Source organism: Microbacterium luteolum (genome assembly GCF_039533965.1).
Taxonomy (GTDB): Bacteria; Actinomycetota; Actinomycetes; order Actinomycetales; family Microbacteriaceae; genus Microbacterium; species Microbacterium luteolum.
In genome coordinates this window covers 2044328-2057277 of sequence record NZ_BAAAUN010000001.1, presented here as the reverse complement: position 1 = coordinate 2057277, position 12950 = coordinate 2044328, and the positions used below count along the sequence as shown (strand labels likewise).

The window sequence follows — 12950 nt, the reverse complement described above, 5'->3', positions numbered from 1 at the left end:
AGGCTGAACGCATGACCGACGTCGTTCTCGCTGCCGTGCTGGGCGTGCTCGGCGGGATCGTCCTGACGGTGCTGCTGCTGCTCGCCCGCCGCCTCGCGCGCGGCGCGACCGATCTCGGCAGCGATGCCGAACAGGCGGCGCTGAACGCCCTGCACCATGCGAGCCTCGCGGCTCCGCATCTGCGCGCAGGACTGTCGGCGCCCGATGTCGTGAAGGCCGCGCGGCATCTGCGCGTGCTGCTCGGCAGCGCCGCCGTGGCGATCGTGAGCGCCGACGGCACGGTGTCGTTCGACGGCCCGTCCGACGGACTGGAGTCGGCGGCGCTCCGCATCGCGACGCAGGTCGAGGAGTCCGGCCGACGGCAGGTCTTCCCCGCTCCCGGACCCGACGACGATCTGGAGGCGGTCGGCGCGCCGATCCTCGTCGATGGCCGTGTCATCGGCGTGGTGGTGGCGTTCGCAGCGCCGGTGCGCGCGGCGCTCGTGCGAGCGGCGGAGGAGGTCGCGGACTGGTGCGCGGCGCAGGTCGAGCTGGGCGGCCTCGACGCCTCTCGCACGCAACTGGCCGAGGCCGAGCTGCGGTCGCTGCGCGCGCAGATCTCGCCGCACTTCATCTACAACGCGCTCACCGCCATCGCGTCCTTCATCCTCACCGACCCCGCCCGCGCCAGGGAGCTCGTGCTCGAGTTCGCCGACTTCACCCGCTACTCCTTCCGCCGCCAGGGCGAGTTCACCACGCTCGCCGAGGAGCTGGGCAGCATCCACTCCTATCTCGAGCTCGAGCGCGCACGTTTCGGCGACCGGTTGCGTGTCACCCTGCAGATCGCACCGGAGACCCTCGCCACGGTCATTCCGTTCCTCTCGGTGCAGCCGCTGGTCGAGAACGCCGTGCGGCACGGGCTGGAGCCGGGGGAGGGTGGCGGCGAGATCCGCATCCTCTCTCGCGACGACGGCACGCACACCGAGATCGCCGTCGAGGATGACGGCGTGGGGATGGACCCGGAGGGGCTGCGGGCCACGCTCACCGCGGGAGACGACGGCGTGCACGTGGGCCTCCGCAACGTCGACACCCGCCTGCGCCAGCTCTACGGCGCCGAGGGCGGTCTGGTCGTCGAGACCAACACCGGCGCGGGTACTCTGGTGCGCATGCGGGTCCCGAAATCGCAGCCCCTGCATGATCCTCTGCGCGATCAGGTGACCCCATGATCGACGTGCTGGTCGCCGACGACGAGAAGCCGGCGCTCGACGAGCTCGTCCACCTGCTGCGCACCGACGATCGCATCGGCGACATCCTCACGGCGGGCAGCGGGGCGGATGCTCTGCGGCAGCTGTCGGAGCGGGCCGTGCGGATCGCGTTCCTCGACATCCACATGCCGGGGCTGACCGGCACAGAGCTGGCACGCGCCCTGCTCGGCCTCGCCCAGCCGCCGGCCGTGGTCTTCGTCACGGCCGATGACGCCCGCGCCGTCGAGGCGTTCGAACTGCGGGCGGCGGACTACCTGCTCAAACCCGTCCGCGCCGAACGGCTGCGGCAGGCCGTCGATCGGGTCGTCGAGCTGGGCGAGACCGCGAGATCGGGCGACGACGAGATGGTCCCGGTCACGGTCGGATCCGCCGTGCGCTTCGTGCGCCGCAGCGACGTGCGCTGGGTGCAGGCGCAGGGCGACTACTCCCGGCTGCACACCGGCGACGGCGCGGGGCATCTCGTGCGCATCCCGATCTCCGAGCTGGAGGTGCGGTGGGCGGACGCCGGCTTCCTCCGCATCCATCGCTCGTCGCTGGTCCGCACCGCCGCGGTGACCGAGGCGCGTCTCTCCGGGGCGGACCCCGCGGTCTCGATCGGCGAGCTGTCGCTTCCGGTCAGCCGACGCCTGGTGCCGGCGGTGCGCGAGGCCCTGGTGCGGGGCGAGGGATCCGGGTGAGCGTGACCCCGAAGCGCGTGCGGGTGACGGCCGACCTCCCCGTGCGGCGACCGTCCCCGTCGACCCGCGGCATCGCGCTGCCGGGTTCGCCGGTGGACGAGGCGGATGCCGTCTACGCGCGGGCCCTCATGCGGAGCCAGCTCCGCCTGGCGCTCGGTACCGTCGCCGGCTTCGTGCTCGTCGTCGTCGCCCTGACGCTGACGATCGCCCTGATCCCCGAGATCGGCAGGGTGCTGGTATGGGGGCTGCCGCTGTCGTGGCTGCTGCAGGCCTACGCGTTCTACCCGATCATCCTCGTGTTCGCGGTGCTCTACGTGCGCACCGCGGCCCGCAACGAGCGGCGCTACCGCGCGCTGCGGGACCGCGAGTGAACGCCGTCCTCGACCTGGTCGGCGTCGCGCTTGTCGTCGTCGCGACGCTGCTCATCGGCGTGTACGGGCTGCGGATCTCGCGTACGACCGGCGACTTCTTCGTCGCCTCTCGCACGGTGCGGCCGGTGTGGAACGCCTCGGCCATCAGCGGGGAGTACCTCTCGGCGGGCACGTTCCTCGGGCTGTCGGGGCTCGTGCTGCTCGACGGCGCCCGGGGGTTCTGGTTCCCGATCGGCTACGCGGCCGGGTATCTGCTCGTGCTCGCGTTCGTCGCGGCCCCGCTCCGGCGCAGCGGCGCGTACACGATCCCGGACTTCATCGAGGCGCGGCTGGAGTCGGGCGCCGCGCGGCGGGTCACCAGCATCGCGGTGCTCATCATCGGCTGGCTCTACATCGTGCCGCAGCTGCACGGTGCGGGGATCACCCTGCTCGTCGTCGCCGGCGTGCCGGAGTGGGTGGGCGCCGTCACTGTCGCGGTGCTCGTGGCCGCCGCCGTGGCCGCCGGCGGCATGCGCGCGATCACCTACGTGCAGGCGTTCCAGTACTGGCTCAAGCTCACGGCGCTCCTCGTCCCGGTGGTCTGCATCGCCTTCGCGCTGAGCGGCGGACCTCACGATTTCGATCCGGCGCTCGTCTTCCCTGCCGAGGCAGGGCCCTCCGGGTTCGATGCCTACGAGACGGCATCCCTCCTGCTCGCCCTGCTGCTCGGGACCATGGGTCTCCCGCACGTGCTCGTGCGGTTCTACACGAGTCCGACCGGGGTCTCGGCGCGCCGCACGACCGTGATCGTGATCGTGATGGTGAGCGCGTTCTACGCGGTGTCGAGCACCATGGGGCTGCTGGCGCGCATCGCGGCGCCCGACCTGGCCGTGCCCGGCATCGCCGACACGGTCGTGCTCCTGCTGCCCTCGCGCGTCTTCCCCGGTGTCTTCGGCGAGCTGCTCACCGCGCTCATCGTGGCCGGTGCCTTCGCCGCGTTCCTGGCGACCTCGGCCGGGCTCGTCGTCTCGCTCGCCGGCGTGATCAGCCAGGACGTGTTCTCCGGCTCGGTGCGATCGTTCCGGTTGTCGGCGGTGCTGTGCGCCCTGGTCCCGCTCGCCGTCGCGCTGCTCACTGCGCCCGCGGGTCTCGGCTCGAGCGTGGGTGTGGTGTTCGTCGTGGCGGCCTCGACGCTGTCGCCGGTCGTGCTGCTCGGCGTGTGGCGGCGGGGACTCACGGCGCGAGGAGCGGTGGCGGGGATGCTGTCGGGCGGCCTCGCGGCCGGCCTCGCGCTGCTCGTGCACGCCGTGATCGGGGGAGTCGGCGTCGCCGCGCCGTACCTGGCGCAGCCGGCCGCGTGGACCATCCCCCTCGCGGCGGCGGTCACGGTCGTGATGTCGCTCCTCGATCCCCGCGGACCCTCCCCGCGCACCGAGCGCTTCCTCGCGCGGGTGCACACGCCCGAGCGCGGCTGAAGCGGGCGGGCGATTCTCAGGGCCGGGCGTCGCGCAGCGACCAGGCGGGCCACCAGCCGTCGGCGAGACGCCCGAGGATCTCGGCGGCGCGGTCCAGCCGCTCCGGCGAGATCGACGGGCCGGGATCGCCGCTGCTCGACCGCCCGCCGTCGGCGGTGAGGATCCGGGTGTGCAGCGAGCGCTGCCGCCCGACGGGGAACACTTCCCGTAGTCCTCCGGCGGCGATCGCGAGCAGGGTCTCCTCCAGCTGGTCGGCCACGGTCTCCGCGGTCTCGTCGCAGGCGTCGCAGGTGCAGCCGGGGGCGAGGTCACGGAACAGCGCTCCGGCCTCTATGCTCACGGACTCGGCGGTCGCGGTGATCGTGATCGCCGCGCCCGTCGTCGGCCGCAGGTGCATGACGCGCGCATCCGATTCGCCGGCTCGGCGGTCGACGTCGACGACGTACCAGGTCTCGAGGTAGTCGACCAGAGCTTCGACGACCGTCAGCACCGGGGCAAAGCGCTCGGGGTGCGAGACCCGCGAGTAGGCGTCGTCCGGCGGGGAGCCGCCGGCCCAACGGGATCCGTAGCCGATGACCCGGCCGTCGTCGTCGACGAACTCCGGGAGCGCGAGCGCCGGACGCGCGAAGGGCTCCGGTGGGACGACGAGCTCGACGTCAGCGTCTTCCTGCGCGAGGGCTGAGAGCTCCTGGTCGTCGCGGTCGGCCTGCGGCCACGAGGCGATCATCTCCAGGAACGGCTCACGCTGATCCGGGCGCTCCACGATCGTCCGCAGCAGGCCGACCACCGTCACCGACCTCGTCGAGGTGCCCACCTCGGGTTCGCTCATCATTCGCCACGTCGCCGCCGGATGCGCGACGGCGATCGCGTTCCCCAGGAACCGCGTCGCCGCATCCGCGGTGTCGGCGGAAACGAGGAGGGCGGGGTGTGCGGCCACGAAATCCCACAGCGCGGCGAGATCGGCGGCGAGGACGGCAGGGTCCGCGCCGGCGTCGCGGGCGAACGTCTCGAAGCGCTCGAAGCCCTCCACGAATCGCGGAGGAGGCGCGGGGTCGGCGCTCGACCAGATCATCAGGCCGGATTCCTTGGCATCCGGCATCCGCGCCAGTGCGCCGGGGAAGACGTCCGACGTCGCCATCGGGTTCAGATCTTCCGGCCTCGCGGCATCAGCCGCACGTCGGGCAGAGGCGGAGCGGGGATGCGCACGTCGTGCCCGTCGACGGTCCCGAAACGAGCGGATGCCGCCTCCCAGTCCTCCCGCGCCGCGACGATCTCTTCGTGCGAGCGGCCGGCGAAGTTCCACCACATCACGATCTCGTCCTCGAACGGCTCGCCGCCGAGCAGGAACAGGAGGGCGCCCTCGGTCGACGAGACTTCGACGTGATCGCGGGAATCGCCCAGGTACAGCAGCTCGTTGCGCTCCAGCGGATGCTCGGACACGACGGCATCGCCCTCGACGAGCATGAGCGCATGCTCCCAGGCCGACGCCATCGGCAGCCGCACGCGGGAGCCCGGCGCGAGCACGATCTCGGCGCCGACGATCGGGGTGTGCACCGTCGCCGGCGATGAGACACCCGCGAACTCGCCGAGCACGACCGTCGCCGTGGCATCGGCCCCGGCATCCGCCGTCAGGGCCACCGTCGGCAGCTCCGTGTGCCGCTCGAATCCTCCCGCGCCGTGGCGGGCGGAGTCCGGCAGCACGACCCAGAGCTGCAGCGCGTCGAGGGGGATCGGGCTCTCGCCGATCGAGTACTCCGAGTGTGAGATGCCGTTGCCAGCGGTCATCAGGTTCAGCTGGCCGCGGCGCAGGTCGGCGTCGCTGCCGAGGGAGTCGCGGTGCCGGATCTCGCCGACGAGCGGCCAGGTCACGGTCTGCAGACCGATGTGCGGGTGCGGCTCGACGCGCATCTTCGTGTCGGCAGGGCCGAACCGGTCGAGGAAGCACCAGGCGCCGATCGTCGGCAGGTTGCGATGCGGAAGTGCACGCAGGACATTCATGCCGCGCACCCCGCCGAGCGGAACCTCGCGGGGCTCCAGGACGATGCGGCGCTGCCCGATCATTCGGAATCGGCCGTTCGGGGGCGCGGCCAGCGGATCTCGGCGCCCTCGATCTCATGCGTCTCGAGGTACTTCGCGATGTAGGGGCACAGCGGCACGATCGCCTCGCCGCGACCCGCGGCATCCGTCAGCGCCGCTGAAGCGAGCTTCCCCGCGAGACCCTGACCCTGGAACTCGTCGTCGATCTCGGTATGGAGGAAGCGGATGGAACCGGGACGCAGATCGAACGCGGCGAAACCGGCGAGCACGTCGCCCGAGCGGATCTCGTAGCGCGATTCCTCGTCGTTGCGGGTGACGGTGATGTCGGTCATGGGTGCTCCTTCATGCGTCTGCATCCAACCTACGCCCGTATCTGTGGACGGGCGCCGCCGAGGTCGGCGGGGATCGTTACGCTGGAGGGATGCCGCAGACTCCCCGTGACCCGTACGCGGATCTGCCGTACGCCGACGAGCCCTACGACGACGGCTGGGAGTCGTCTGCTCCGCCCGAGCCGATGGACTGGGAACCGCAGGGAGCGGGGTTCGAACCGCCGCTCGACTGGGGTCCCGGGCCGGTCACCAAGGTCGCACCGAGATCGTGGGTCCCTGAGCCTGTCGAAGGGCGCGAGGTCCGCAAGGCCACGCCGAGCCGCTACGCCACTGCAGCCGAGGCGCTGCACACGGTCTTCGGCTACGACGAGTTCCGCGGCGACCAGGCCGCCATCGTCGACCAGGTGATCGCCGGGGGCGACGCGGTCGTGCTGATGCCCACCGGCGGCGGCAAGAGCATCACGTACCAGGTGCCGGCGCTCGTGCGCGAGGGGACCGGTCTCGTGATCAGTCCGCTCATCGCGCTCATGCACGACCAGGTCGACGCGCTGCGCGCGAACGGCGTCAAGGCCGCGTATCTGAACTCGACACAGGCGATCGACGAGCGCCGAGAGGTCGAGCGCGCCTACGTCGCCGGTGAGCTCGACCTGATCTATGTCGCCCCCGAGCGCCTCTCGAGCGCGCAGACCACAGCGCTGTTGCAGCGCGGCACGCTCAGCGTCATCGCGATCGACGAGGCGCACTGCGTGTCGCAGTGGGGGCACGACTTCCGTCCCGACTACCTCGCGCTGGGCGACCTCGGCGAGCGGTTCCCCGGTGTGCCCCGCATGGCGCTCACCGCGACGGCGACCGCGGCGACCCACAAGGAGCTCACCGACCGGCTGCGGCTCGACACCGCGAAGCACTTCGTCGCCAGCTTCGACCGGCCGAACATCCAGTACCGGATCGTGCCGAAGGTCGACCCGCGTAAGCAGCTCGTCTCTTTCATCAAATCGCAGACCCCGGCGACCGACGACGGCGCCCAGCCGGCCGGCATCGTCTACGCGCTCAGCCGCAAGTCGGTCGAGCAGACGGCCACCTACCTCGCGGCACAGGGTCTCGACGCCCTGCCGTATCACGCGGGACTCCCGGCCGAGGTGCGGGCGGCGAACCAGTCGCGCTTCCTGCGCGAAGACGGCGTGGTCATGGTCGCCACCATCGCGTTCGGCATGGGCATCGACAAGCCCGACGTGCGTTTCGTCGCGCACATCGACCTGCCGAAGTCCGTCGAGGGGTACTACCAGGAGACGGGTCGCGCGGGTCGCGACGGCGAGCCCTCGGTCGCCTGGATGGCGTACGGCCTCGGCGACGTCGTGCAGCAGCGCCGCATGATCGACCAGAGCCCGGGCGACCGCACGTTCAAGATGCGGCTCGGGCAGCACCTCGATGCGATGCTCGCCCTGTGCGAGACGGTCGAGTGCCGTCGGCAGAACCTGCTCGGATACTTCGGTCAGGATTCGCAGCCGTGCGGCAACTGCGACACCTGTCTCGACGACACCGAGACGTTCGACGGCCTCGTCCCCGCGCAGAAGCTGCTCTCGACGATCGTGCGTTTGAAGCGCGAGCGCAACCAGTCGTTCGGCGCCGGGCACCTCGTCGACATCCTCCGCGGCGCCTCGACCGAGCGCATCCGTCAGCAGGGTCATGACAAGCTCGCGACCTACGGCATCGGTGCCGATCTCTCCGACCAGGACTGGCGCAGCGTCGTGCGGCAACTCCTCGCCCGCGGCATCCTCGTCGCCCAGGGCGACTACGGCACCCTCGCTCCCGGTGAGGCCGCGGCCGCCGTGCTGCGCGGCGAGACGCCCGTGCCGCTGCGCAAGGACACGATCGGGCGCCCGGCCTCGTCGACCCGTGCTCGCAAGGCCAGTGCGGCCGACGCCCTGGATGCCGGGGACCGCGGGCTGTTCGAGGCGCTGCGCGCCTGGCGCGCCGAGACCGCCCGCGAGCAGGGTGTTCCGGCGTACATCGTGTTCGGCGACGCGACCCTGCGGGCTCTGGCCGAGCATCGCCCGGCATCCCTCGGCGATCTCGACGGCATCACCGGCATCGGCGCGAAGAAGCGCGAGGCCTACGGCGAAGGCGTGCTCGCGGTCATCGCCGCGGCCTGACCGGCCTGGTCAGCTGACCGGCAGCACGTCGTCGATGTGCGCACGCAGGTGCGCGGCGACGTCGACGGCGTCCCGGTCGTAGAGCCACTGATACTGCAGGCCGTCCCACATCGCGATGAGCCAGATGGCCTCGCGAGCGGGGTCGCGGTGCTCGGGCAGGTCGCCGTCGACCTGGGCGAGGCGGAAGAGCTCGGTGAAGTACGCGATCGCACTCCGGAAGCGGTCCGTGAAGTACTCGTGCGCCGGATGCGACGACGGCACGGCCTCGCAGGAGAGCACCGCGTACACCTGGATCAGACCGGGCTCCTCGAGCGCGTTCACCCGTGCGCCGTCGGCGATGCCGCGGAGCAGCTCCCCGGCGCGCTCCGACGCGCGCACGACGCCCCTCTCGCGGATGGCGCTGTCGCGCTCGGCGAGCACGGCGCTGAGCAGCAGCTCCTTGGTGGGGTAGTGGTGCAGCAGGGTCGACTTCGAGACGCCGACGGCCTCGGCGATGTCGCGCAGGCTCGTGTCGCCATAGCCGTCGCGCGAGAACAGCCGCATGGCATCGGCGACGATCTGCGCGCGACGTCGGCGTCCGACCGCGTACCCGGGTTCGACGCCGACCGGCTCGTCGCCGAACGGAGGAGGCAGGGGTCCCGAGGCCTCCGTCGCGGGCTCGCCGTCGTCGGGGTCGCGCCAGCCGTGGGGCAGTGCCCACAGCGCCTCGCGCTCTTCCAGCATCTCGACCACGTCGACCTCGCCCGGCAGGTACTGGGCGAGCAGCTGCAGTCCGTCCCAGCCGGCGGTGTGGCGTGTGATCTCGCCGTCGACGTCACGCTCGGAGTCGATCGCGCCGAGGTGCTGAGCGTCTGCGAGCACGTCGCGGCTCAGGCTGCGCAACTGCGCGTAGCGCTCCCGCATCCGCTCGTGCGCGGGGTGTCCCGGAGACGATGCCTCCCCGGTCAGCGCGGCGAACAGCTCGAGATAGCCCACGGTCCGCGCATTCCGTTCGGCGAGCTGGGCGAAGATCAGCTCGCCGGGTTCGGATGCCGCGGCCACCGCGCTGAAGACCGCCTCGTTCTCCGCTTCGAACTCGCCGACCACCTCGGCGAGCAGGGCGTCCTTCGATGCGAAGTGGCCGAGCAGGCCCGGATGGCTGACCGATGCCGCCGTGGCGATGTCGCGCAGGGAGGTGGAGCGATAGCCGTGGCTGACGAAGAGCTCGCGCGCGGCGGACACGATCCGTCCGCGCGTCGCGGCGGCGCGGTCGTGCCGTGAGCCCTGGGGCACCGTCGTCGTCATCGCATCCTCTTCCCTGCTCCTATCCTGTCTCATTACCAGGCGGTCGGCATTCACTTACCAATCGGTCGAGATTGATGTAAGGTCGTCCCAGAGCCGCCTCGCCCGAAGACGTGCGGCGCATCGAAAGGACTGTCATGACAGAGCTGTCATCCGCCGCGACCGCGGCAGCGGTCGGCACGACCGGCTTCAAGGCCCCGGGAACGACGCCGCCCCGGACGCCCCGCGGGTACACGCCGGGCCTCGCCGCCGTGAACTTCGGCGTCTATCTCGCCCTGCTCACCCCGGTGATGGTGTCGATGGCGTTCAAGATCCAACACATCGACCCGACCAACACCGAGGGCAGCCTCGGTCTCGTCATGGGCGTCGGCGCGGCATTCGCCCTCATCGCGAACCCACTGGTGGGCCGGCTCTCCGACCGCACGACGTCGCGGTGGGGCATGCGTCGCCCGTGGATCCTCGGCGGCGCGATCGTCGGCCTCGGCGGCTTCGCGCTGATCGGCGCGGCCGACTCCGTGCTCGTCGTCCTGCTCGCCTGGTGCCTGGTGCAGGCGTCGATGAACGCCGTGCTCGCAGCGGCGAACGCGACGCTGCCCGACCAGGTGCCCGTCTCGAGCCGCGGCAAGGTCTCCGGCATCATCGGGATCACCACGCCCATCGGCATCCTCGCCGGCAGCTTCCTCGTGAACTTCCTCCCCGGCGACTTCGAGCGCTTCGTCGTGCCCGGCGCGATCGCCCTCGTGCTCGTGATCGTCTTCGTGCTGCTCCTCAAGGACCGCCGTCTCGCCCAGAAGCCCGCCGAGAGGTTCACGATCGGCACCTTCTTCGGCTCGTTCGTGTTCAACCCGCGCAAGCACCCCGACTTCGGCTGGACCTGGCTGACCAAGTTCTTCGTCATGTTCGGATACGCCGGCATCGCCACCTTCCTGCCGCTGTACCTCGTGACCAAGTTCGGCCTCGACGAGCAGGGGGCGGTCGGCATCATCCTCGCCGCGAACCTCGCGTCGATGGCCGCGATGGCGATCTCCTCGCCGCTGGGCGGCTTCCTCTCCGACAAGATCGGCAAGCGTCGCCCGTTCGTCGCCGTCGCGGGTCTCATCATGGTGGTCGGCCTCGTGATCCTCGCCGTCGCCCCCGACATCACGACCGTCATCGTGGCGCAGGCGATCATCGGCCTCGGCGCCGGTTCCTTCCTCTCGGTCGACCTCGCCCTCGCGACCGAGGTGCTGCCCAACCCCGACGACGTGGCGAAGGACCTCGGCGTGCTGAACATCGCCAACGCCCTGCCGCAGTCGATCGCCCCGGCCATCGCCCCCGGAATCATCGCGCTGGGCGCGGCCACGCCGCTCGGCGGCTACACCACCTGGTACCTCTTCGGCGCGCTCGTCGCGCTCGCCGGTGCCGTTCTCGTCTACCGCATCAAGGGAGTCAAGTGACCATCTCCGACACCACCGCCACGACCACCGCCCGCCCCTGGCTGAACGCCGACCTGCCGGTCGACGAGCGGGTGCAGCTCCTCCTCGACGCGATGACGATCGAGGAGAAGGCCGGGCTCTTCTTCCACACGATGATCGCGATCGGCGATCTCGAGGAGCCGAACCCCGTCTTCGCGACGCCGTCGGCGAGGGAGTTCCTCGAGACGAAGCGGATGACGCACTTCAACCTGCTCGGCGCCGCCCCCACGGGCCGGGAGATCGCGGCGTGGCAGAACGCGCTGCAGCGGCTCGCGGCATCCACGCGTCTCGGCATCCCTGTCACCCTGTCGACGGACCCGCGCCACTCGTTCAGCGAGAACCCGGGTGCGTCGATCCTCGCCGGTCCGTTCTCGCAGTGGCCCGAGACCCTGGGCCTCGCCGCGACGCGCGACGAGGAACTGGTCGAGCGCTTCGCCGACATCGCGCGTCAGGAGTACACCGCGGTCGGACTCCGCGTGGCTCTGCACCCGCAGGTCGACCTCGCGACCGAGCCGCGCTGGGCGCGGCAGACGGCGACCTTCGGCGAGGATGCCGAGCTCTCCGGCCGACTGGGCGCCGCCTACATCCGCGGGTTCCAGGGTGCGGCCTTCGGCCCCGGCTCGGTCTCGACGATGACCAAGCACTTCCCCGGAGGCGGACCGCAGAAGGACGGCGAGGACCCGCACTTCCCGTACGGTCGCGAGCAGGTCTACCCGGGCGGCGAGTTCGAGCTGCATCTCAAGCCGTTCGAGGACGCGCTCGCCGCAGGCACCCGGCAGATGATGCCGTACTACGGCATGCCGGTCGGCACCGAGTACGAGGAGGTCGGATTCGGGTTCAACAAGTCCGTCATCACCGGCCTCCTGCGCGAGCGCTACGGTTTCGACGGTCTCGTGTGCACCGACTGGGGGCTGATCAACGACTCCGAGATCTTCGGCCAGCCGTTCCCGGCGCGCGCCTGGGGAGTCGAGGACCTGACGCCCCGCGAGCGGATGAAGAAGGTGCTGGATGCCGGCGCCGACCAGTTCGGCGGCGAGGCCGACCCGGAGCTGCTGCTGGCGCTCATCGCCGACGGCGAGATCACCGAGGAGCGCATCGACGTCTCCGCGCGCCGGATTCTGCGGGAGAAGTTCGAGCTGGGGCTCTTCGAGGATCCCCTCGTCGATGAGGATGCCGCAGACGAGGTCGTCGGCCGCGCCGACTTCCGCGCGGCGGGAGAGAACGCGCAGCGCGCGTCGATCACGGTGCTCACGAACGACGGCGCCCTGCCGTTCGCCCCCGGGCTGAAGCTCTATGTCGAGGGGATCGACGCCGCGGTCGCGGCATCCTTCGGCGAGGTCGTCGCGACGCCGGACGAGGCCGACCTCGCCGTCATCCGCCTGCAGGCTCCGTTCGAGGAGCGGGCGACGATGTTCGAGAACTTCTTCCACGCGGGGTCGCTCGATTTCGCCGACGACGTGGTCGCGCACGTGCGCGAGGTGGCGGCGGCCGTGCCGACGGTGGTCGACGTGCTCGCCGACCGCCCGCCGATCCTCACCCCGATCACGGATGCTGCGGCTGCGGTCACCGTGAACTGGGGAGCCTCGGGTGCGGCGCTCCTCGATGTGCTCAGCGGAGCCGTCGCCGCGCTGGGGAAGCTGCCGTTCGATCTCCCGCGCTCGATGGCGGCCGTCGAGGCGTCGCGTCCCGACGTGCCGTTCGACACCGCCGACCCGCTGTTCCGCTTCGGGCACGGCCTCTCGCTCTGAGTCCTGCCCGCCGACCGGCCCCTCTGCGTGCGAGCCGCCCCTCTATGAGCGTTCATAGAGGGGCGGTTCGCGCAGAAGGGGGCGGCTCGGCGGGGAGGGGAGCGCCATCCTGTCGGCTGGCGACAAGCGGATGGCGGGATGCCCCGGCGCATCGTTAGAGGATCAGTACAGTCGACTTCGCCTTGGTTTGTCGCAGACCTACCAT

At 71.1% G+C, this 12950-nt stretch carries 11 protein-coding genes; 7 read left to right on the top strand and 4 right to left on the bottom strand.

The genetic code is table 11. From position 1 onward, the window contains the following. Positions 1 to 11: 11 nt before the first annotated feature. Genes ABD648_RS09875 through ABD648_RS09860 form a run of 4 tightly spaced genes read left to right on the top strand, consistent with a single transcriptional unit; the run spans position 12 to position 3746 of the window. Positions 12 to 1205 carry a sensor histidine kinase gene (locus ABD648_RS09875; protein WP_282214781.1) on the top strand — a complete coding sequence of 398 codons (1194 nt, stop codon included), beginning with the start codon at positions 12 to 14 and terminating at the stop codon, positions 1203 to 1205. After that, positions 1202 to 1921, top strand: coding sequence for a LytR/AlgR family response regulator transcription factor (locus tag ABD648_RS09870; RefSeq protein ID WP_282214780.1), 720 nt, complete (start codon positions 1202 to 1204; stop codon positions 1919 to 1921). The genes ABD648_RS09875 and ABD648_RS09870 overlap by 4 nt, the downstream gene beginning before the upstream one ends. Then, a complete protein-coding gene (locus tag ABD648_RS09865) occupies positions 1918 to 2292 on the top strand; it encodes a heavy metal transporter (RefSeq protein ID WP_282214779.1) in 375 nt (124 codons plus the stop codon). Before ABD648_RS09870 ends, ABD648_RS09865 begins: the two co-directional genes overlap by 4 nt. Then, complete coding sequence (locus ABD648_RS09860; protein WP_282214778.1) at positions 2289 to 3746, top strand: sodium/solute symporter; 1458 nt, start codon at positions 2289 to 2291, stop codon at positions 3744 to 3746. The genes ABD648_RS09865 and ABD648_RS09860 overlap by 4 nt, the downstream gene beginning before the upstream one ends. A gap of 16 nt (positions 3747 to 3762) precedes the next feature. On the opposite strand, the gene ABD648_RS09855 is transcribed toward ABD648_RS09860, so the two are convergent. Genes ABD648_RS09855 through ABD648_RS09845 form a run of 3 tightly spaced genes read right to left on the bottom strand, consistent with a single transcriptional unit; the run spans position 3763 to position 6115 of the window. Then, positions 3763 to 4884, bottom strand: a complete 1122-nt coding sequence (locus ABD648_RS09855; RefSeq protein WP_282214777.1) for a DUF6226 family protein — start codon at positions 4882 to 4884, stop codon at positions 3763 to 3765. A gap of 5 nt (positions 4885 to 4889) precedes the next feature. Then, entirely contained in the window at positions 4890 to 5807 is a 918-nt protein-coding gene (locus ABD648_RS09850) for a pirin family protein (RefSeq protein WP_282214776.1), read from the bottom strand. Beyond that, positions 5804 to 6115 carry a GNAT family N-acetyltransferase gene (locus ABD648_RS09845; protein WP_282214775.1) on the bottom strand — a complete coding sequence of 104 codons (312 nt, stop codon included), beginning with the start codon at positions 6113 to 6115 and terminating at the stop codon, positions 5804 to 5806. The genes ABD648_RS09850 and ABD648_RS09845 overlap by 4 nt, the downstream gene beginning before the upstream one ends. 89 nt (positions 6116 to 6204) lie before the next feature. Here ABD648_RS09845 and recQ point away from each other — a divergent pair, with 89 nt between their 5' ends. Beyond that, positions 6205 to 8262: a DNA helicase RecQ gene (gene recQ / locus ABD648_RS09840; protein WP_282214774.1), complete on the top strand. Its 2058-nt coding sequence runs from the start codon at positions 6205 to 6207 to the stop codon at positions 8260 to 8262. 9 nt (positions 8263 to 8271) lie between these two features. On the opposite strand, the gene ABD648_RS09835 is transcribed toward recQ, so the two are convergent. Then, complete coding sequence (locus tag ABD648_RS09835) at positions 8272 to 9546, bottom strand: TetR/AcrR family transcriptional regulator (protein WP_282214773.1); 1275 nt, start codon at positions 9544 to 9546, stop codon at positions 8272 to 8274. Positions 9547 to 9680: 134 nt separating this feature from the next. Here ABD648_RS09835 and ABD648_RS09830 point away from each other — a divergent pair, with 134 nt between their 5' ends. Together ABD648_RS09830 and ABD648_RS09825 are read left to right on the top strand one after the other, a co-directional pair. Continuing rightward, a complete protein-coding gene (locus tag ABD648_RS09830) occupies positions 9681 to 10979 on the top strand; it encodes an MFS transporter (RefSeq protein WP_282214772.1) in 1299 nt (432 codons plus the stop codon). Then, positions 10976 to 12745: a glycoside hydrolase family 3 protein gene (locus ABD648_RS09825; protein WP_282214771.1), complete on the top strand. Its 1770-nt coding sequence runs from the start codon at positions 10976 to 10978 to the stop codon at positions 12743 to 12745. The genes ABD648_RS09830 and ABD648_RS09825 overlap by 4 nt, the downstream gene beginning before the upstream one ends. Positions 12746 to 12950 lie beyond the last annotated feature (205 nt).